Here is a 19,331-nt window from a genome sequence, read left to right as displayed (position 1 = left end):
TGCATCGTCGCCGGCGGGCTCACGCCGGCCCCCCGCCGAGGCCGAGTTCGGCGAGCACCGCCGCGGTGTGGGCACCCAGTTCCGGCGCCGGACCGGCGACCCGGCCGGGGGTACGCGACAGCCAGGTGGGCACGCCGGGAAAGCGCACCGGACCGGCCGGGGTGTCGACGGTCTCGAACAGGCCGACCGCGTTGAGATGCGGGTCGTCGAAGAGGTCGCCCGGGGTGTTCAGCGGGGCGGCCGGTATCTCCAACTCGTGCAACAGCTTCAGCCATTCGGCGGTGCTGCGTTCCGTCATGGTCTCGGCCAGCAGTCCGTAGACGGTGTCGATCTGCTGGGCGCGCTGCGCCAAGGTGGCGTACTGCTCGGACGCCCAGGCCGGCTGCACCGCATTGATGAAGGCGTTCCAGTGCTTGTCGTTGTAGATCAGCGCGGCGATCTGTCCGTCGCTGGTCTGATACGGGCGCCGGTTGGGCGCCACCGTGCGCGGGTAGACCGCCGGCCCCAGCGGCGGGTCGAACATCGCGCCGTTGGCGTGTTCGACGAGCATGAACGAGGCCATGGTCTCGAACATCGCGACCTCGACCTCCTGGCCCTGCCCGGTGCGCTCCCGGTGGAACAGCGCCATCATCGTGGCGTACAGCGCGGTCAGCCCGGCGATCTTGTCGGCCATGATGGTGCCCACGTAGTCGGCCCGGCCGGTGAGTTGCTGTTGCACCGCGGGCAGTCCGCATTCGGCCTGGATGGTGTCGTCGTAGGCCGGGCGGTCGCCGTCAGGGCCGCGGCGCCCATAGCCGTAGCAGTTGGTGTAGACGATCGCGGGGTTGATCGCGGCCACCGCGCCGTAGTCCAGGCCCAGCTTGGTGATCGCCTTGGCGCGCATCGAATGGATGAACACGTCGGCGCCGGCGATCAGCGCGGTCATCGCCGCCTTGCCTTCGTCGGTGCGCAGGTCCAGCACGATGCCGCGTTTGCCGCGGTTGACGTTGACGAACACCCCGCTCATGTCCGGCGCGGGGCCCGCCGAGATGTAGCGGGTGGCATCACCCTCGGGCGGCTCGACCTTGATGACGTCGGCGCCCATGTCGGCCATGATCTGCGTGCAGTAGGGGCCCATCACCATCGTCGTCAGGTCGACCACGCGGACACCGTGCAGCGGTCCGCTCGCCGGCGCGCCCCCAGCAACGTCCACCGTGATTTGTTCGGACAAAATACTCCGTTCTGCGTATTGCAGAACACTATTCCGCAGTGCTTATTCGCGCGTCAAGGCCCGGAGGCGCATCATAGACGGCTATTGTCTGGACTAACTGCGCTTGGTAGCGTCCGGAGGTATGACGGCACCCTCCCCGCTTCTTCCGCGCGATGGGCAGACCGACCCGACGGTCGCACCCGGCTGGCGGTTGGAGCGGGTCACCGCACCGAGCCGGCTGTTCGGCGCCAACGGCCTGCGGACCGGCCCCGACGGCCGGGTCTACGTCGCCCAGGTCACCGGAAGCCAGATCAGCGCGCTGGACGTGTCCACCGGCGAACTGGCCGTCATCAGCGCGCGCGGCGGCGACGTCGTGGCCCCCGACGACGTGGCCTTCGACTCCGCCGGCACGCTGTATGCCACCGAGGTGATGGACGCCCGGGTCAGCGCGCTCGACAACGGACGCGCCCGGGTACTGCGCGACGACCTGCCGTGCGCCAACGGGATCACGGTGCATCAAGACCGGTTGTTCGTCGGGGAGTGCCGCGACGGCGGCCGCCTGATGGAGCTGGACCGTGCCACCGGAGCACAGCGCATCCTGGCCGAGAACCTGCCGTCGCCCAACGCCATGGAGGTGGGTCCCGACGGGCTGCTGTACTTCCCGGTGATGACCGCCAACGAGATCTGGCGCATCGACCCGTTGGCGACCGAAGCCCTGCCGCAGCGGGTTGCCGGCGATCTCGGTGTTCCCGACTCGGTGAAGTTCGACGCGGACGGATTCATCGTCTCAACCCAGGCGGCCAGCGGCCAGGTGTTGCGCATCGACCCGCGCACCGGTGATCACACCGTGCTGGCACAGCTGAGTCCCGGACTGGACAACTGCACATTCGTCGGCGAGCGGCTGTTGGTCTCCAACTTCAGCGGCGAGATCGCCGAGATCACCGGCGGTGCGGTGACCACGGTGCTGCCCGGCGGACTGAACTGGCCGCTGGATCTGACCATCGACGCCACCGGCACGCTCCACGTCGCCGACGGCACCTACTTCTATGCGGTCGGCGACGATCGCCGGCTGCAGACGCTGGGCATGCTGTTCAGTCCCGGCTATCCCGGCTTCATCCGCGGGGTCACCGCGGTCGGCGCCGGCGAGTTCGTCGTCACCACCTCCGGCGGACAGGTCAGCCGCTACCTGCCGGCACAATCGGCCGGCGAGGTGCTCGCCGACGGTTTCGACCAGCTCTACGGGGTCACCGCCGGACCCGCCGGGGTGGTGGTCACCGAGTTCGGCACCGGCCGGGTGCTGCGCGTCGGCGCCGGTGAGACCGAGGTGCTCGCCGCGGGACTGGCCGGCCCGGTGGGCATCGCCGCCGTGGGCGACGGTTCCCACCTGGTCGCCGAATCCGGCGCCGGGCGGGTGGTGCGGGTCGGCGCGTCCGGGACCGAGACGGTGGTCGACGGCCTGGCCCGGCCGCAGGGCATTCTGCCGGCCGACGGCCGGCTCTACATCGTGGACGCGGGCAACCGCGAGGTGCTCGCCGTCGACCTGGCCACCGGATCGCGGCACACCATCGCCGCCGGACTGCCGATCGGACCGCCGCCGGGCGTGGTGCCCAAACCGCTGCGGGGCATGCCGCCGTTCTCCGGCCCGCAGGGCCCGTTCGCCGGCATCGCACGCGGCCCGGACGGCACGCTGTTCGTCGCGGCCGACGGGGAGGGCAGCGTGCTGGCACTACACCCGGTCGGCCCGTGACCGACCACCGCTACCTCAAGGTTGCGCGGGCACTGCGCAAGGAGATCGCCGACGGGGTCTACCCGGTGGGTTCGCAGCTGCCCACCGAACACGAACTGTGCGAACGGTTCTCGGTCAGCCGTTACACCGTCCGCGAAGCGCTGCGGCGGCTGCGGGAGGACAACCTGGTGGTGTCCCGGCCACGCGCGGGCACCGTGGTGATTCCCCGCGCGGCGACGAACTGCTACGCCCAGGACGTGGTGTCGATCGACGATCTGGTCGCCTTCGCGGCCGGCGCCTCCTTCGAGATCGACTCCAATGCCATGGTCACCGTCGACGGCGAAATCGCCGCGCGCACCGGGCTGCCGGCCGGCACCGACTGGCTGGCGGTGCGCGGCTACCGGCGAGCCGACGGCCGGCGCGCGCCGATCTGCCGGACCGAGTACTACATCAACCGCGCATTCGCGCGTGTCGGCCGATTGCTGCAGCGGCACACCGGTCCCATCTTCCCGCTGATCGAAGACGTGTTCGGCGTCAGCGTCGTCGAGGTGCGCCAGCACATCCGCGCGGTGATCATCACCGCCGAACTCGCCGGCGAACTGGCCGTCGAACCCGGAACCGCCGCACTGCAGATGCAGCGCAGCTACACCACCTCCGAGGGCGAGATCGCCCAGGTGACGGTGAACACCCACGCCGGCGACGACTACCGGTACTCGATGACGCTGCACCGGGTGATGGGACAACCCGGCCCATGAGGCTGCACACGCTGGCCGACGCCTTGGCACAGGAAACCGATCGGGCTCCCGACCGAGTTCTGCTCATCGACGGCGACACCCGACTGACCTGCCGGGAGTTGCATTCGGCGGCCCACGCGCTGGCCGGCGCGATGTCGGAGAAGATGCCGGCGGGCAGCGTGGTGTCGTTCATGTTGCCGAACTGGCACGAGGCCGCCGTGGTCTACCTGGCCGCGGCACTGGCTCAGATGGTGGTCAACCCCATCCTGCCGTCGCTGCGGGATGCCGAGCTGACGTTCATCCTGTCGGATTCGGGCAGCCGAATGTTGTTCGCCCCGCAGGGCTTCCGCGGTCACGACTACGCCGCCATGCTGGCCCGGGTGACCGCTACACTCGCCGAGCCGCCGGAGGTGGTGTTGGTGCGTGCATCCGGCCCGTCCGCCGGCACCGACTACCGCGCGCTGACCGACCACCCGCGCGCGGTGTCGCCGACGCCGGTGGACCCGGACGCGGTGCTGTTGCTGCTGTACACCTCCGGAACCACCGGCCGAGCGAAAGGCGTGCTGCACAGCCATAACTCGATCAACGCGCTGATCGCTCAGCTCGGCCGGCACTGGCTGATTCAGACCGGTACCACGTTCCTGGTGCCGTCGCCGATCGCCCATATCGGCGGGTCGATCTATGCGTTCGAGGCCCCGCTGCTGCTGGGCACGACCGCCGTGCTGATGGACACCTGGGATGCCGACGCGGCGGTGGCGCTGATGCTGGCCGAACACTGCACCCACGTGGCCGGGGCGACGCCGTTTCTGGCCCAATTGCTGGCCGCCGCCCGCCGCGCCGGCACCCGGCTGCCCGACCTGAAGCTCTTCGTCTGCGGCGGGGCAGCCGTGCCGGCGTCGTTGATCCGCGAGGCGGCCGACTACTTCGGCACCGCCGCCGTCACCCGGGTGTATGGGTCCAGCGAGGTTCCGGTGACCACGGTCGGCGCGGTCGGCGCCCACGAGCGCGCCTACGCCGCGGACACCGACGGCCGGGCCGGGATCGCCGACATCAAGTTGGTCGCCCACCGCGGCGCCCCGGACGGCGAGGGCGAGATCTACGTCCGGGGGCCGCAGATGCTGGTGGGTTACCGGCGCAGCGAGGACGCGCAGGGCTGCTTCGACGCCGAAGGCTACTTCGCGACCGGCGACCTGGGCCGCTGGGTCGACGACGAGTACCTGCTGGTCACCGGCCGACTCAAGGACGTCATCATCCGCAACGGGGAGAACATCTCCGCGCGAGAGGTGGAGGACATCCTGATCAGCCATCCCGGTATCGCCGAGATCGCCGTCGTGGGTGTACCCGACGAGCGCACCGGGGAACGCGCCTGCGCCGTGATCGTCCCGGCCGGCGGCACCGGCCCCGACGTGGCCGAGTTGCGCGAGCTGCTGACCGCGCAGGGTGTGGCGGTGTTCAAGGCGCCCGAACAGGTGGAGATCTGGGACGAACTGCCGAAGAACGATGCCGGCAAGGTGGTCAAACAGCGCATCCGGGCGGTGCTGGCCCGGCCTGAGGTAGGTGACTGAGCATGCAGGTGGCGATCGTGACGGGCGCCAGCAGCGGAATCGGATTCGGCTGCGCCACAAAGCTTGCCGCGGACGGGCTGGCCGTGCTGGGGACCGGCCGCGACACCGATCGGCTGGCCGGGCTCACCGCCGAGATCGACGATCCGGACCGGGTCGCCACGCTGGCCGTCGACCTCACCGCGGCCGACGCGCCGCAGCAGATCGTCGATGCCGCGCTGGCCCGGTGGGGCCGGGTGGACTATCTGATCAACAATGCCGGCGTCGGCAGCCCGAAGCCGCTGCACGACACCGACGACGACACCCTCGACCACTTCCTGAACCTGATGCTGCGGGCGCCGTTCCGGCTGACGCGTGAGGTGCTGGGCCACCTGCGGCCCGGGTCGGCGATCATCAACGTCACCTCGACCTTCGCCGTGGTCGGCGGGTTGCGCGGCGGGGCGTACTCAGCAGCCAAGGGCGGGCTAACCGCGCTGACCACCCACATCGCCTGCCAGTACGGGGCACAGGGCATCCGGTGCAACGCGGTGGCCCCCGGCGTCACGGTGACGCCGATGGTCGAACAACGCCTCGACGACCCGCGCTTCCGCAAGATCAACACCGAGATGACGCCGTATCCGCGGCTGGGCCGGGTGGACGACATCGCCAACACCGTCGCCTTCCTGTGTTCGGAGGCGGGCGCGTTCATCAACGGCCAGACCATCGTGGTGGACGGCGGTTGGAGTTCGACCAAGTACCTCTCGGACTTCGGGCTCGACTCGCACTGGGTGCAGCCGTGAACCTCTTCACGCTGCTGGATCAGGCCGCGGCCCGATTCGGCGAGCGGGGGGCGGTGTATCACGGTGAGCGCCTGCTGCACACCTGGCGTGAATTGGCCGACCGCGCAGGGCGATTGGCGACTTCGCTGCGGGCGCATGGGCCGGGCGCACGGATCGTGATCGCCAGCGAGAACCGGCCCGAGATCATCGAGCTGATGTTCGCCACCTGGGCGGCCGACTGCGTCGTCGTCCCGCTCAACTACAAACTGCACCCGCGCGAGATGGCCCAGATCATCTCCGACGCGGGCGCCGACCTGGCCTTCGCGTCCCCGACGCTCGCCGCCGGACTGACCGGCGCGGTACCCATTCGGATCGAGATCATCGGCAGCGCAGCATATCTGGAGCGGTTCCAGACCGAACCGGCCGCGCCGCCGGATCCGGATCCGAGCCGGCTGGCGTGGCTGTTCTACACCAGCGGCACCACCGGGCGCTCGAAGGGGGCGATGCTCACCCACCGCAACCTGGTGGCGATGACCGTGGCGCACCTGGCCGATCTCGACGACCCCGACGCCGACTGCAGCCTGATCCACGGCGCCCCGATGTCGCACGGCTCCGGGCTGTACATCGCGCCCTACCTGCTGCGCGGCGCCCGCCAGGTGGTACCGGCATCGGGGTCGTTCGACGCGGACGAATTCCTCGACCTGTGCGGGCATCATCCCGGCGCCACCGCGTTTCTGGCGCCCACCATGGTGGCGCGGCTGCTGGCCACCGGCCGCGACCGGCCGCCCAACCTGCGCACCATCATCTACGGTGGCGGCCCGATGTACCTCGGGGACCTCAAGCGCGCACTGGCCGCGTTCGGGCCGGTATTCGCCCAGCTCTACGGCCAGGGCGAGGCCCCGATGACGATCACCGGCCTGAGCCGTGCCGACCACGACAGCGGCGACGACGCGATGCTGGCCTCGGTGGGCTATCCGCGCTCCGGAGTGGAAGTCTCGGTGCTGCGCGACGACGGCACCTCCGCGCCGGTCGGCGAGGTCGGTGAGATCGTCTGCCGCGGCGACGTGGTGATGGGCGGCTACTGGAACGACCCGGAAGCCACCGCCGCGACCATCAGGGACGGCTGGTTGTTCACCGGCGACAAGGGCTGCTTCGACGAACGCGGGTTTCTCACGTTGCGGGACCGTTCCAAGGACGTGGTGATCAGCGGCGGCAGCAACATCTATCCGCGCGAAGTCGAAGAGGCGCTGCTGGACCACCCGGGTGTCGTCGAGGCCGGCGTGGTGGGCGCACCGGATGCCGAATGGGGCGAGATCGTGGTCGCCTTCATCGTCGGCGAGGCCTCGGCGGCCGAACTGGACGCCCATCTGCTGGAACGCATCGCCCGGTTCAAGCGCCCCAAGCGCTACGAGTTCGTCGCCGCGTTGCCCAAGAACAGCTACGGCAAGGTGCTCAAACGCGAGCTGCGGTCGCTGGCCGGCGACATGGCAACCCTGCCGGGAAATTAGCGGCGGCGGCTTCGAGGATTCAGCATCGCCGCCGCGGCCGCGACATCGCCCTCGACTCGGGTGGTCAGCGCGTACCGGGCATAACCGATCGAAGCGGCGTGCCACAGCCGGCGGGTCTGGGCCGTCAGACCCGGGCGCACCTGGCCGCCAGCCTGCGCGTAGGCCGCCAGTGTCGCCTGCAGCATCTCTTCGCCGGCGGCACCGTACTGGGCGGCCAGGTCGCGGGCGGGGTCGTCGACGCGCGCGGTGGTCCAGTCCAGCAGCCCGACCAGGGTGCCGTCCTCGGCGAGGAGGACGTGTGCGGGGTAGATCTCGCCGTGGGTCATCACGGTCTGGTCGGGCCAACAGGTGTCATCGGCCAGCCAGCTCTGCCAGGCCTCGGCGAGCTCGGGCGCGACGGTGAACTCCGAGCGCACCTCCGCGATGTCGTCGCGCCACGACTGCCGGACCTGCTCGGGCGTGCGCACCTCGACCCCGGCGGCCGCGGCCTGCTCGCCGGTGATGGAGTGCAGCCGGGCCAGCAGTCGGCCGAGGCGGACCGCGTAGTCGGGACTGGCGGGATCCATATGCCAGTCCGGGCCGCCGTCGTCGTTCAGGGTCAGGCCCGGCGCACCGGTCAGGGCCGGGTAGGCGACCAGCTCCGGAGAACTAATCCGCCAGTCCGGGACGGCGATCCCGTCGGCGGCGAGTACCGGGCCCACCAGGCCGAGGACGCGGGCCTCGGCGGCCATCCCGGCCACGACGTCCGCACGCCGCGGCAGCCGCAGCACCCAGCGGCGCCCGCCCTCGTCGGAAGCCATCACGACCCGATAATCCAGGCCGGCGTCGTTCACCCGGGCGCCCCGGGAGACGAGGTTCAACCCGTGGGAGGCCGCCAGGGCGAGGGCATCGTCGATCGTGCTCATGGCCCCAGGTTTTCACCGGAAGTCGCACAGATCCAGCTGGGTTACCGTCTGCCGGCTGCTCGTCCCGACTACTTGACCTGCGACTTCATCTCGTCGAGGTTGACCAGCACCGGCCAGCCGCATACCGACAGCGCATTGCCGTGGCCGGTCTCGTGGATGTCAAAGGCGGACTGGACCGCCGAGTAGAAGCCCTGCACATCCAGGGTCTGGTTCACCGCCCGCTTGGCCTGCCGCAGCGCGAAGGACGGCATGGTGGCGATGTGCTCGGCGAGCCGGCGGGTCTCGGCGTCGAGCTCGTCGCGCGGCACCACCTTGTTGACCATCCCGGTCTGCTCGACTTCCTGTGCGGTCATCGCGCGACCGGTGAACAGGATCTCCTTGGCTTTGCGCGGGCCCAGTTCCCAGGTGTGCCCGTGGTACTCGACGCCGCCGATGCCCATCAGCACCACCGGGTCGGAGAACTGGGCGTCATCGGCGGCGATGATCAGGTCGCACGGCCAGCACAACATCAGCCCACCGGAGATGCACCGGCCCTGCACCGCGGCGATCGACGGCTTGGGCACGTTGCGCCACCGCAGCGTGTACTCCAGGTAGCGCTTGCACTCGTGTTTGTAGATGAACTCCAGGGTGATCTTGTCCGGCACCGGGCCGCCGCCTTTGAGGTCGTGGCCGGCCGAGAAGTGTTTGCCGTTGGCCCGCAGCACGATGACGGCGACATCGTCGTCGTCGGCGGCGCGCGTCCAGGCCGCGTCGAGCTCGTCGAGCAGCTCGGGGTTCTGGGCGTTGGCGGCCTCGGGCCGGTTCAGCGTGATCGTCGCGATCCGGTCGGCGACCTCGTAATCGATGTACATAAGTGTCCTTGGGGTTGCGGGATCGGCAATCGACGAGAAGCCGCTTCTCATTCTCGGAAAGTTACCATCTTCGCCGCCGGGACGGCACCGCCGCGATCGGCGCCCACGATATGGCGGCATTCTCCGGTAAGGTGCATTCGTGTTCTCCCAAAAAGGCAACGGTCGGAGCCGCTGGTGAGCAACCCCGAAGAGGAGCCCGTCTGGAAGCAGCGGGCGGTCGAGCGATCGATCAAGACCGCACGGCTGCGCGCCGCCCAGCGCGTCCAGCGATTTCTGGACGCCGCCCAGGCCATCATCATCGAGAAGGGCAGCACGGACTTCACCGTCCAGGAGGTCGTGGAGCGCTCACGGCAGTCGCTGCGCAGCTTCTACCTGCAATTCAACGGCAAGCATGAGTTGCTGCTGGCGCTGTTCGAGGACGCCCTGAGCCGGACCGCCGACCAGATCCGCGCCGCCACCGAGGACCAGACCAAGCCACTGCAGCGGTTGAAGGTCGCCGTCGAGTTGCTCTTCGAGCTGTCCCGGCCGGACCCGTCGGCCAAGCGCCCGCTGTTCACCGATTTCGCACCGCGGCTGCTGGTTTCGCATCCCACCGAGGTCCGGGTCGCCTTCAACCCGCTGCTGAGTCTGCTCACCGAGTTGATGGAGGCCGCCGAGCAGGCCGGCGAGTTGCGGAAGGGCGTCAACGCGCGACGCATGGCGGCGATGACCATGCAGACCGTGATGTTCGTGGCGCAGTCCAGCGGCGAATCCGACGACCCGGCCGTCCATCCCATCACCGCCGACGAGGTGTGGGACTTCTGCGCCCACGGCCTCGCCAACTGACTCGCCCCTATCGCCGCGGCCGTGCACGTCCGCTATCGCCGCGGCCGTGCGCGTCCGCTATCGCAGCGACAGTGCGCGTCCCCGGTCGACACGCCGCCGAAATTCCCGGGTTTGCGCACGCTCGCACCCGGCACGACCGCCAGCGCGACGCCCGAAGCCGGCATCGACTTCCCTCCCAGATGGTCATATGCTCTAATTGAGAATGTGATTTCCACATTGTGCCGTCACCGGGCGGGTGCCGCCCATGCGTAAAGTCCTGGCTCCCGAGGTCACCAACTGGCCCGACGAGAACCTCGCCCTGGTCGGCAGCCAATGCGACGACTGCGAGGCGACGGTGTGGCCGCGGCAGGATCACTGCCCGCGCTGCAGCGGCCCGCGCATGCAGGATCTGCTGCTGCCCCGGCAGGGCACGCTGGAAGCCTGGACCACCCAGGGCTTCGTGCCGAAGCTGCCCTACGCCGGCGGCGAGACCGCCGAGAGCTTCACGCCCTTCGGCGTCGGATTGATCCGGCTCGGCGACGTGATCCAGGTCGAGGCCCGCCTGACCGAATCCGATCCCGCCAAGCTGAAATTCGGGATGGACGTCGAACTGACCATGGTGCCGTTCTACGTCGACGACGACGGAACCGAGATTCTCACCTGGGCCTTCCAGCCCGTCTAAGGAGACCTGCGACATGACGGTAACCAACAACGATGTGGCGATCATCGGCGTCGGCCTGCACCCGTTCGGCCGGTTCGACAAATCGGCGATGCAGATGGGCGCCGAGGCGATCCACACCGCGCTGGCCGACGCCGGTGTCGAGTGGCGCGACATCCAGTTCGGGGTCGGCGGCAGCTACGAGATCTCCAACCCCGACGCGGTGACCCGACTGGTCGGGCTCACCGGCATCCCGTTCACCAACGTGTTCAACGCCTGCGCGACGGCGGCCACCGCCACCCAGGTCTGCGCCGACAACATCCGATCCGGCAAGTACGACATCGGCATCGCGATCGGCATGGACAAGCACCCCCGCGGGGCGTTCACCGATGACCCGGCCAAGCTGGCGCTGCCCGCCTGGTACGCCGAGAACGGTCAGTTCGTCACCACCAAGTTCTTCGGCATGAAGGCCAACCGCTACCTGCACAAGCACAACATCTCGCAGCAGACGCTGGCCAAGGTCGCCGCCAAGAACTTCCGCAACGGCGCGCTGAACCCGAATGCCTTCCGGCGCAAACCGATACCTGAGGACACCATCCTCAACTCGACGGTACTGAACTACCCGCTGACGCAGTACATGTTCTGTGCGCCGGACGAGGGCGCCGCCGCCATCGTGATGTGCCGTGCCGACATCGCCCACCGCTACACCGACAAGCCGGTGTATCTGAAGGCCACCGAGATCCGCACCCGCACCTTCGGCGCCTACGAGGTACACGGGACGTCGGCTCCGATCGAAGAAGACGTCGCACCGACGGTGTATGCGGCCCGCGCCGCGTTCGAAAAGGCCGGTGTGGCACCCGAAGACGTCGACGTGATCCAGCTGCAGGACACCGACGCCGGCGCCGAGGTCATCCACATGGCCGAGTGCGGTTTCTGCGCCGACGGCGACCAGGAGAAGCTGCTCGCCGACGGCGCCACCGAGATCTCCGGATCGCTTCCGGTCAACACCGACGGCGGCCTGATCGCCAACGGCGAGCCGATCGGCGCGTCCGGACTTCGCCAGCTGCACGAGCTGGTGGTGCAGCTGCGCGGCCGGGCCGGTGACCGCCAAGTGCCCGGCGAACCGAAGGTCGGGTTCGCGCAGGTCTACGGGGCGCCGGGCACCGCGTCGGCGACGATCGTCTCGGTCTGAGCACCCACAGCTGGACCTCCCGGGCGGCATGCGCATGCCATGCGCATGTGATAGGTTGGGCTATGGCCGTGGCAATACAGATCAAAGACGTCCCTGAAGAAGTCCGCGACGCACTAGTGGCCCGCGCCGAAGCGCGCGGCCAGTCCACCCAGGCTTATCTGCGATCGTTGTTGGAGCGGGAATACCAGGCGCAACGCAACCGCCAGCTCTTGGAGGCGTTGGCTCGCCATCGCAGCCTCACCATGACGGCCGAGGAAGTGGCAACGGTCATCCACGCCGATCGCGACGGATGAGGTCCCGCCAGTGATCGTGGTGGACGCAGGCGTGCTGGTGTTGGCACTCACAAGCGCCACTCCCCAAGGCGACGCGGCACGCACAGCTCTGAGCGGCGACGACGGGTTGCTCGCACCGGCTCATATGCCCGGCGAGGTACTGCGAACCCTGCACAAAGCCGTACTGCGCAACCAATTGGAGCTTGCGGACGCCGAAGCCGCTGCCGAGGCCGCAACCGCACTCGCCGTCGAATACGTGCCTCCCGACGCGCTGCTGCTGCGCACCGCCTGGGCGTGGCGGCACAACATCTCGATTTACGACGGCCTGTATGTCGCTGTCGCGGTGGAACGTTCCGCGGCCGTGATCACCATCGACAGCCGCTTGGTCGATGCTGCCGACCAGCTCGGCATCCCGGTGGAGATCGATCTGCTCCGATAGCGCAGCAGTGCCCCCGTCGAGCTTCGTCCCGGGGTCTGACCACCATCCGGCTAATCCAGCGCCGGCGGCGGCCGGTATGCCGGTTCGTAGCCGGCGACGCGAATCGGGCTGCCCACCAACCGGAAGTCCCCAGCCGTGACGATCGCGTGGTGGTATTCCTTGAGCGCTTCGGGCATCGTGCGAACGGCGGCCGCCGGGATCCCCAGCGGTCGCAGTCGCCGCTCCCAGCCCGCCGCGGTGTCGCCGGCCAGCGCGGCGGTGACCACGGCCAGCACTTCGGAGCGGCGGGACGCCCGCTCCTCCATGGTCGCGAAGCCGTCGATACCCGCTTCGGTGGCAAAGCTCTTCCAGAATCCGTCATGGGTGACGAACAGCGCCAGATAGCCCGCTGCCGTCGGAAATAGCTGGGCTGGAACGTAATAGGAGTGTGCGCCGTGCGGATGCCGCTGCGGCTCGACGCCGTCGTTGAGGCAGGCCGACGCCCGGTAGTTCAGCTGGGACAACATCACGTCCAGCAGCGACACTTCGACCTGGCCGCCGCGGCCACTGACGATCTGGGCCAGCAGACCCAGGGCGGCCGCCAGGCCGGTGGAGTTGTCCGCCGATGAATAGCCCGGCAGCGTCGGCGGGCCGTTCGGGTCGCCGGTCATCGCGGCGATCCCGGTGGCCGCCTGGATCACGTAGTCGAACGCCGGCTCGTCGCCGCCGTCCAGCCCGAATCCGGTCAGCGCCACGCAGACGATCTTCGGATTGAAGCGCGACAGTGCCGAATAAGTGAGCCCCAACCGCTTGATCACCGACGGTTTCATATTCACCAGCAGCGCATGGGATTCCGCGGCCAGCTCACCCAGCCGCGCCTGCCCGGCGTCGGTGGTCAGGTCCAGCCGGACGCTGCGCTTGTTGCGGTTGAGGCTGGCGAAGTAGCTCGGGCCGACCTGGCGGGAGATCTCCCCGCTCGGCGGTTCGATCTTGATGACCTCGGCCCCGAGATCGGCCAGCAGCATCGTCGCGTACGGACCGGCCAGCATCACTCCCACTTCGAGGATGCGGATCCCCGACAGCGGTCCGCTCACGAAATCTCCTTGGCCAGCTCGGCGATCACCTCGCGGGTGCGGTACTTCGAGGCGATCAGCTCGTCGCGGTTGTCGCCGATCGGCAGCAGCCGCACCGACAGGTCGGTCACCCCGGCGTCAGCGAACTGGCGGAACCGCTTCAGGATCGACTCCTCGTCGCCGGCCGCGCACAGGTCGCCGACATCGCGGGCCGAGCCGCGGTCGAGCAGTCGCTGGTAGTTCGGCGACGTCTCGGCCTCGGCCAGGATCCGGTTGGCGCGCTCTTTGGCGGTCTCGATCTCGGAATTGGCGCACAGCGTGACCGGGATACCGGCGACGATGCGCGGTGCGGGCTTGCCCGCATCGGCCGCGGCCTTGTTGATCTTCGGCGCGATGTGCTCGGCGATCGCCTTCTCATCGGCCATCCACAGCGACGTGCCGTCCGCGTGCTCGCCGGCGATCTGCAACATCACCGGACCGAGCGCGGCCACCAGCACCGGCATCTTGGTCTCGGCACCCAGTGCGGTCGGGTTGTGCACGGTGAAGTGGTCGTTCTCGACGTCCACCGGTCCCGGGCCGGCGAGGGCGGCGTTGAGCACCTGCAGGTAGTCGCGGGTGTAGGCGGCCGGCTTGTCATACGGCAGGCCGAGCATGTCCCGGATGATCCAGTGGTGCGACGGCCCGACGCCCAGGGCCAGCCGGCCGCCGGAGACGGCGTGCACCGAAAGCGCTTGGCGCGCCAACGCAATCGGGTGCTGAGCCTGCAACGGCACCACGGCGGTGCCGAGTTCGATCCGGCTGCTGTGGCAGGCCATCAGCGTCACCATGGTCAGCAGATCGAAATCGTCGGGCACCTGCGGCATCCACGCGGTGGACAGCCCCGCCTCATCGGCCCACTCGATATCGGAGATCAGTTTTTTGACCTTGCGCGCCATGTCGCCGCGCTCGGCGCCGATCATCACCCCAAGTCGCATGTCAGGAGGCCTCCATATGGCCGATGACCTGGCGAACCCCGGTCACCAGCTCGTCCAATGACGTTCCGGTGGGAAAGACCGCCGCCGCCCCCAGCGACAACAGCTTGTCCACGTCGGACTGCGGGATGGTTCCGCCCACCACCACCGCGATATCACCGCCGTCGGCGGCCCGCAGGGCCTCCACGATGCGGGCGGTCAGCGCAACGTGCGCGCCGGACAGAATGCTCAAGCCCACCACCGCGACGTCCTCCTGCAGCGCGGTCGCGACGATGTCCTCGACACGCTGCCGGATGCCGGTGTAGATGACCTCGAAGCCGGCGTCGCGCAGCGTCCGCGCGACGATCTTGGCACCGCGGTCGTGGCCGTCGAGGCCGGGCTTGGCGACCAGAACCCGCTGGGGCACAGCCGAAGGGAGCGGAGCAGTCATCAGTACACCACCGGTTGCTGGAACTCGCCCCAGACCGCCTTGAGCGCCGAGACCATCTCACCCACCGTGCAGTAGGCGTTGGCGCAATCGATCAGGGAATGCATCAGGTTGTCGTCGCCTTCCGCGGCGCGCGACAGCGCTGCCAGCTTGGCGGCGACGTCGCCGGCGTCCCGCTCGGCTTTGATCCGGGCCAGTCGCTTGAGTTGGACGTCGCGGCCCTCGGCGTCGAGCTCGTAGGTGGCGATCTCCGGTGGCGGCTCGTCGGAGGTGAACTTGTTGACGCCGACGACCGGCCGCTCCCCCGACTCGATCTCGTGATGGATCTTGAACGCCTCGTCGGCGATCAGGCCCTGCAGATAGCCGTCCTCGATGGCGCGCACCATGCCGCCGTGGCGCTCCAGGTCGTCCATGATCTCGATGATGCGCTCCTCGGTGGCGTCGGTGAGCGCTTCGACGAAGTAGGAGCCGCCGAGCGGGTCGGCCACCCGGGTCACGCCCGTCTCGTAGGCCAGGATCTGCTGGGTGCGCAGGGCCAGGGTGGCGGACTCCTCGCTGGGCAGCGCGAACGGCTCGTCCCAGGCCGCGGTGAACATCGACTGCACCCCGCCCAGTACCGCGGCCATCGATTCGTAGGCCACCCGCACCAGGTTGTTCTGGGCCTGCGGGGCGAACAGCGAGGCACCGCCGGCGACGCAGCCGAACCGGAACATCGACGCCTTGTCGCTGCTCGCGCCGTAGCGCTCGCGGACGATGGTGGCCCAGCGGCGCCGTCCCGCCCGGTATTTGGCGACCTCCTCGAAGAAGTCGCCGTGGGTGTAGAAGAAGAATGACACCTGCGGGGCGAACTGGTCGATGGTCATCCGCCCGCGCTCCACCACGGTGTCGCAGTAGGTGACGCCGTCGGCCAGTGTGAACGCCATCTCCTGGACGGCGTTGGCGCCGGCGTCGCGGAAGTGCGCACCGGCCACCGAGATCGCGTTGAAGCGCGGCACCTCGGCGGCGCAGAACTCGATGGTGTCGGCGATCAGTCGCAGCGACGGCTCCGGTGGCCAGATCCAGGTGCCGCGGGAGGCGTACTCCTTGAGGATGTCGTTCTGGATGGTGCCGGTGAGCTTGGCCCGCGGGACGCCCTTGCGTTCGGCGGCGGCCACGTAGAACGCGAGCAGGATCGCGGCGGTCCCGTTGATGGTGAAGCTGGTACTGATCTTGTCCAGCGGGATCGAGTCGAACAGGATCTCGGCGTCGGCGAGGGTGTCGACGGCCACGCCGACGCGGCCGACCTCCTCGCCGACCTCGGGGTCATCGGAGTCATACCCGCATTGGGTGGGTAGGTCCAACGCGACCGACAGGCCGGTGCCGCCCTGCTCCAGCAGGTAGCGGTAGCGCCGGTTGGACTCCTCGGCGGTACCGAAACCGGAGTACTGCCGAAACGTCCAGAGCCGGCCGCGGTAGCCGGACTCGAAGTTGCCCCGGGTGAACGGGTAGGTCCCCGGTGCTGCCGGTTCGACGCGACGGTCGTCCGGCCCGTACACCGGTTTCAACGGGATTCCCGAGGAGGTCTGCACTGGGTCGTTCATCGATGGATACGGTACTTGCAAAAAATGAGAATGCCAATACCATCACGGCCGCGTGACCGGCTGACGGCCGCCGCCACGGCTATCCGGCCAGGTTGAAGTTGCCGCTGGCGCCGTAGACCGACAGCGACACCAGCAGCGTCACCGAGACGACGACCACCAGCGACGTCCGCACCGCGTTGCCCACCGCGACGCCGACCCCGGCCGGGCCCCCCGCGGCGAAGTAGCCGAAATAGGTGTGGATCAACAAGATGGTGACCGCCATCAGGAAGGCCTGCAGGAACGACCACAGCAGGTCGATGGGGTTCAGGAAGGTCCGGAAGTAGTGGTCGTACAGGCCGGCCGACTGCCCGAACAGAAAGACCGTGGTGAAGCGGCTGGCGATAAACGACAGGATCACCGCGATGGAGTACAGCGGTGTGATGGCGACCAGTCCGGCGACGATGCGGGTGCTGACCAGGTAGGCGATCGGGCGGATCGCCATCGATTCCAGCGCGTCGATCTCCTCGTTGATGCGCATCGCGCCCAACTGCGCCGTCACCCCGGCGCCGAAGGTGGCCGCCAGCCCGATGCCGGCGACCACCGGGGCCGAGATCCGGACGTTGATGAACGCCGCCAGGAACCCGGTCAGCGCCTCGATGCCGATGTTGCCCAGCGAGCTGTAACCCTGCACCGCCAGGGTGCCGCCGGCCGCCAGGGTCAGGAAGCCGACGATCACCACGGTGCCGCCGATCATCGCCAGCGTCCCGGTGCCCATGCTGATCTCGGCGATCAGCCGGACGACCTCCCGGCGGTAATGGGTGAACGCGAACGGCGCCGTGGCGATCGCCCTGCCGTAGAACAGCGTGTGGTCACCGAGCCGGCCCAGCGCTGCGATGGGTCGCCGAACCTGCCGGGTTACCCCCGGATAGACCGCCTGCAGAGCCCGAAGCGCCACGGCTCAGCGCGCCGTCATCTTGATGCCGATCGCGGTGACCACCACGTTGACGACGAACAACGACATGAACGCGTACACCACCGTCTCGTTGACGGCGTTGCCGACGGCCTTGGCGCCGCCGCCGGAGATCGTCAGGCCGCGGTAGCAGGCGACCATGCCGGCGATCAGGCCGAACAGCGCCGCCTTGATGCAGGAGATGATCAGCTCGGGCACCCCGGTCAGCAAGGTGATGCCGGCCGCGAACGCGCCCGGGTTGACGTCTTGGACGAAGACCGAGAACACGTAGCCGCCGAGGATGCCGATGATGACCACCAGGCTGTTGAGCAACAGCGCCACCAGCCCGGCGGCCAGCATGCGCGGCGTCACCAGCCGCTGCACCGGGTTGATGCCCAGCACCTCCATGGCGTCGATCTCTTCGCGGATGGTGCGCGAGCCCAGGTCGGCGCACATGGCGGTGGCGCCGGCCCCGGCCACGATCAACACCGTCACCATCGGCCCGACCTGGGTGACCGCCCCGAACGCAGCGCCGGCACCGGAGAGGTCCGCCGCGCCGAGCTCACGCAGCAGGATGTTCAGGATGAAGCTGACCAGCACCGTGAAGGGAATCGCCACCAGCAAGGTGGGCGCCAGGGACACCCGGGCGACGAACCAGGACTGCTCGAGGAACTCCCGCCCCTGAAACGGGCGCTTGAACAAGAAGCGCACCGCATCCACGGTCATGGCGAAAAGCCCCCCGACCGCCTGCATCGGCTCCGACAGCCGCCCGATCGCCAGCTGCGGGGACCACGAGGTCAGGTCCTTGATCCCCATAACGGCAGGCTCCTTTAAGAACACTCGTGGGATGGCGCGAGTGGATACTATCCGATTCAAGGTTTGTGCGATAGCTGCTTCTAGTTTTTTTGCACACGCATTCTCATTTAGAGCAAACGGCTCATCTATAGTCGTCCGTCGACCCGCAAGTCGGGATGCACCCAGTCCGGAGACCGGCGCTCTTTGAACGATCGGAAGCCCTCGACGGCCTCCGGTGCGCGCAGGCTGGTGCTCATCCCGATCCGGTCGAACAACCCGATGTAGGAGTCCAGACTGGCCTTGACCACCGCGCGCGCGGCCGGCGCCGTCCGGCAGCACTGCGCCAGCACGTCACGCGCCGCGCCGAGCAGGTCGTCATGCGGGACCACCCGGGCCACCATGCCCCAGTCCAGTGCCTCCTGGGCGCCGAACGTGCGACCGGTGAACATCAGGTCGCGGGTCCGGACCGGCCCGATGACCCGCGCCAGCATCTGGCTGTAGTAGGTGTCGGCGATACCGCGGAACAGCTCGGGCACCCGGAACGTCGCCCGATCGCTGACCACCGCGACGTCGCTGCACAACGCGATCTGCAGCCCGCCGCCCTGACACAGGCCGTTGACCGCGGCGACGACCGGTTTGACCGAGGTGCGTACCGCATCGAACGGGGTGACGTCCATGCCGAGCGCAGAGCCGAAGGTGATCCAGTCATCCCCCCCGCCGCCGCCCATGTCACCACCCGGCGCGAACACGTCGCCGGTGCCGGTGATCAGCAACCCGGCCAGCTCGGGGTCCTCGTTGACCCGGCCGACCGCGTAACGAATCCCGAAGTACATCGCGGGCGTCATCGCGTTGCGGGCCTCGGGGCGGTCCAGCGTGCACACCGCGATCGGCCCCTCGCGCCGAAACGACAGGAACGGCGTTCCGAGCCAGTCACCCTCGGGGGGCCCTGACGGCCCCTGCCCTGCAGCGCCCATACCCGC

Annotated in this window: 20 protein-coding genes; 10 read left to right on the top strand and 10 right to left on the bottom strand. The window is 68.8% G+C overall.

Features of this window, described 5'->3' with window-relative positions:
* Window positions 1-19: 19 nt before the first annotated feature.
* The gene (locus BST10_RS07095) at window positions 20-1,156 is read right to left on the bottom strand and encodes a CaiB/BaiF CoA transferase family protein (RefSeq protein ID WP_083037335.1); all 1,137 of its coding nucleotides are present in this window, start codon (window positions 1,154-1,156) and stop codon (window positions 20-22) included.
* Window positions 1,157-1,331: 175 nt separating this feature from the next.
* Between BST10_RS07095 and BST10_RS07090 the strand changes: the two genes are divergently transcribed.
* From BST10_RS07090 to BST10_RS07070, 5 genes are read left to right on the top strand one after another with little or no spacing between them, the layout of a single operon-like run.
* On the top strand, window positions 1,332-2,936 hold the full coding sequence (locus tag BST10_RS07090; RefSeq protein WP_083037228.1) for an SMP-30/gluconolactonase/LRE family protein: 1,605 nt from the start codon (window positions 1,332-1,334) through the stop codon (window positions 2,934-2,936).
* Window positions 2,933-3,670 carry a GntR family transcriptional regulator gene (locus BST10_RS07085; protein ID WP_013827668.1) on the top strand — a complete coding sequence of 246 codons (738 nt, stop codon included), beginning with the start codon at window positions 2,933-2,935 and terminating at the stop codon, window positions 3,668-3,670. Before BST10_RS07090 ends, BST10_RS07085 begins: the two co-directional genes overlap by 4 nt.
* Window positions 3,667-5,214: an AMP-binding protein gene (locus BST10_RS07080; RefSeq protein ID WP_083037227.1), complete on the top strand. Its 1,548-nt coding sequence runs from the start codon at window positions 3,667-3,669 to the stop codon at window positions 5,212-5,214. The genes BST10_RS07085 and BST10_RS07080 overlap by 4 nt, the downstream gene beginning before the upstream one ends.
* A gap of 2 nt (window positions 5,215-5,216) precedes the next feature.
* Window positions 5,217-5,990 (top strand): SDR family NAD(P)-dependent oxidoreductase, encoded by a 774-nt coding sequence (locus BST10_RS07075; protein WP_083037226.1) that lies wholly within the window; start codon window positions 5,217-5,219, stop codon window positions 5,988-5,990.
* The gene (locus tag BST10_RS07070; protein ID WP_083037225.1) at window positions 5,987-7,477 is read left to right on the top strand and encodes an AMP-binding protein; all 1,491 of its coding nucleotides are present in this window, start codon (window positions 5,987-5,989) and stop codon (window positions 7,475-7,477) included. Before BST10_RS07075 ends, BST10_RS07070 begins: the two co-directional genes overlap by 4 nt.
* Here BST10_RS07070 and BST10_RS07065 read toward each other — a convergent pair.
* Window positions 7,474-8,382: a macrolide 2'-phosphotransferase gene (locus BST10_RS07065; RefSeq protein ID WP_083037224.1), complete on the bottom strand. Its 909-nt coding sequence runs from the start codon at window positions 8,380-8,382 to the stop codon at window positions 7,474-7,476. The two genes, BST10_RS07070 and BST10_RS07065, sit on opposite strands and share 4 nt — an antisense overlap.
* A 68-nt stretch (window positions 8,383-8,450) precedes the next feature.
* Window positions 8,451-9,233 (bottom strand): enoyl-CoA hydratase, encoded by a 783-nt coding sequence (locus BST10_RS07060; protein WP_013827663.1) that lies wholly within the window; start codon window positions 9,231-9,233, stop codon window positions 8,451-8,453.
* A gap of 174 nt (window positions 9,234-9,407) precedes the next feature.
* Between BST10_RS07060 and BST10_RS07055 the strand changes: the two genes are divergently transcribed.
* The 5 genes from BST10_RS07055 (at window position 9,408) to BST10_RS07035 (ending at window position 12,598) form a co-directional block, all read left to right on the top strand.
* The gene (locus tag BST10_RS07055) at window positions 9,408-10,058 is read left to right on the top strand and encodes a TetR/AcrR family transcriptional regulator (RefSeq protein ID WP_013827662.1); all 651 of its coding nucleotides are present in this window, start codon (window positions 9,408-9,410) and stop codon (window positions 10,056-10,058) included.
* 244 nt (window positions 10,059-10,302) lie between these two features.
* A complete protein-coding gene (locus tag BST10_RS07050) occupies window positions 10,303-10,719 on the top strand; it encodes a Zn-ribbon domain-containing OB-fold protein (RefSeq protein WP_013827661.1) in 417 nt (138 codons plus the stop codon).
* Window positions 10,720-10,732: 13 nt separating this feature from the next.
* Window positions 10,733-11,887 (top strand): thiolase family protein, encoded by a 1,155-nt coding sequence (locus BST10_RS07045; RefSeq protein ID WP_013827660.1) that lies wholly within the window; start codon window positions 10,733-10,735, stop codon window positions 11,885-11,887.
* A gap of 62 nt (window positions 11,888-11,949) precedes the next feature.
* The gene (locus BST10_RS07040) at window positions 11,950-12,180 is read left to right on the top strand and encodes a FitA-like ribbon-helix-helix domain-containing protein (protein WP_083037223.1); all 231 of its coding nucleotides are present in this window, start codon (window positions 11,950-11,952) and stop codon (window positions 12,178-12,180) included.
* A 10-nt stretch (window positions 12,181-12,190) separates the two neighbouring features.
* Window positions 12,191-12,598, top strand: coding sequence for a type II toxin-antitoxin system VapC family toxin (locus BST10_RS07035; protein WP_041317083.1), 408 nt, complete (start codon window positions 12,191-12,193; stop codon window positions 12,596-12,598).
* 50 nt (window positions 12,599-12,648) lie between these two features.
* Here BST10_RS07035 and BST10_RS07030 read toward each other — a convergent pair whose 3' ends face one another.
* The 7 genes from BST10_RS07030 to BST10_RS07000 form a co-directional block, all read right to left on the bottom strand.
* The gene (locus BST10_RS07030) at window positions 12,649-13,671 is read right to left on the bottom strand and encodes a CaiB/BaiF CoA transferase family protein (protein WP_083037222.1); all 1,023 of its coding nucleotides are present in this window, start codon (window positions 13,669-13,671) and stop codon (window positions 12,649-12,651) included.
* Complete coding sequence (locus BST10_RS07025) at window positions 13,668-14,624, bottom strand: LLM class F420-dependent oxidoreductase (protein ID WP_041317080.1); 957 nt, start codon at window positions 14,622-14,624, stop codon at window positions 13,668-13,670. The genes BST10_RS07030 and BST10_RS07025 overlap by 4 nt, the downstream gene beginning before the upstream one ends.
* A gap of 1 nt (window position 14,625) precedes the next feature.
* Entirely contained in the window at window positions 14,626-15,027 is a 402-nt protein-coding gene (locus BST10_RS07020; protein ID WP_013827655.1) for a cobalamin B12-binding domain-containing protein, read from the bottom strand.
* 23 nt (window positions 15,028-15,050) lie between these two features.
* Window positions 15,051-16,628 (bottom strand): methylmalonyl-CoA mutase family protein, encoded by a 1,578-nt coding sequence (locus tag BST10_RS07015; protein WP_041317075.1) that lies wholly within the window; start codon window positions 16,626-16,628, stop codon window positions 15,051-15,053.
* A gap of 79 nt (window positions 16,629-16,707) precedes the next feature.
* Window positions 16,708-17,562 carry an MlaE family ABC transporter permease gene (locus BST10_RS07010; RefSeq protein ID WP_083037221.1) on the bottom strand — a complete coding sequence of 285 codons (855 nt, stop codon included), beginning with the start codon at window positions 17,560-17,562 and terminating at the stop codon, window positions 16,708-16,710.
* 3 nt (window positions 17,563-17,565) lie between these two features.
* Window positions 17,566-18,372, bottom strand: a complete 807-nt coding sequence (locus tag BST10_RS07005; protein ID WP_013827652.1) for an MlaE family ABC transporter permease — start codon at window positions 18,370-18,372, stop codon at window positions 17,566-17,568.
* Between the two features lie 125 nt (window positions 18,373-18,497).
* A complete protein-coding gene (locus BST10_RS07000) occupies window positions 18,498-19,325 on the bottom strand; it encodes an enoyl-CoA hydratase/isomerase family protein (protein ID WP_083037220.1) in 828 nt (275 codons plus the stop codon).
* Window positions 19,326-19,331 lie beyond the last annotated feature (6 nt).

It is taken from the genome of Mycolicibacter algericus DSM 45454 (assembly GCF_002086455.1).
Classification (GTDB): domain Bacteria; phylum Actinomycetota; class Actinomycetes; order Mycobacteriales; family Mycobacteriaceae; genus Mycobacterium; species Mycobacterium algericum.
The sequence above is the reverse complement of the archived record's forward strand: the minus strand, read 5'-3'. Positions and strand labels throughout refer to the sequence as shown.

What these genes read in the sequence shown, in the direction of transcription:
- BST10_RS07090 (WP_083037228.1), top strand. Translation starts at nt 1,332, where the DNA reads ATGACGGCACCCTCCCCGCTTCTTCCGCGCGATGGGCAGACCGACCCG.
- BST10_RS07080 (WP_083037227.1), top strand. Translation starts at nt 3,667, where the DNA reads ATGAGGCTGCACACGCTGGCCGACGCCTTGGCACAGGAAACCGATCGG.
- BST10_RS07075 (WP_083037226.1), top strand. Translation starts at nt 5,217, where the DNA reads ATGCAGGTGGCGATCGTGACGGGCGCCAGCAGCGGAATCGGATTCGGC.
- BST10_RS07065 (WP_083037224.1), bottom strand. Translation starts at nt 8,382, where the DNA reads ATGAGCACGATCGACGATGCCCTCGCCCTGGCGGCCTCCCACGGGTTG.
- BST10_RS07060 (WP_013827663.1), bottom strand. Translation starts at nt 9,233, where the DNA reads ATGTACATCGATTACGAGGTCGCCGACCGGATCGCGACGATCACGCTG.
- BST10_RS07050 (WP_013827661.1), top strand. Translation starts at nt 10,303, where the DNA reads ATGCGTAAAGTCCTGGCTCCCGAGGTCACCAACTGGCCCGACGAGAAC.
- BST10_RS07045 (WP_013827660.1), top strand. Translation starts at nt 10,733, where the DNA reads ATGACGGTAACCAACAACGATGTGGCGATCATCGGCGTCGGCCTGCAC.
- BST10_RS07040 (WP_083037223.1), top strand. Translation starts at nt 11,950, where the DNA reads ATGGCCGTGGCAATACAGATCAAAGACGTCCCTGAAGAAGTCCGCGAC.
- BST10_RS07025 (WP_041317080.1), bottom strand. Translation starts at nt 14,624, where the DNA reads ATGCGACTTGGGGTGATGATCGGCGCCGAGCGCGGCGACATGGCGCGC.
- BST10_RS07015 (WP_041317075.1), bottom strand. Translation starts at nt 16,628, where the DNA reads ATGAACGACCCAGTGCAGACCTCCTCGGGAATCCCGTTGAAACCGGTG.
- BST10_RS07005 (WP_013827652.1), bottom strand. Translation starts at nt 18,372, where the DNA reads ATGGGGATCAAGGACCTGACCTCGTGGTCCCCGCAGCTGGCGATCGGG.
- BST10_RS07000 (WP_083037220.1), bottom strand. Translation starts at nt 19,325, where the DNA reads ATGGGCGCTGCAGGGCAGGGGCCGTCAGGGCCCCCCGAGGGTGACTGG.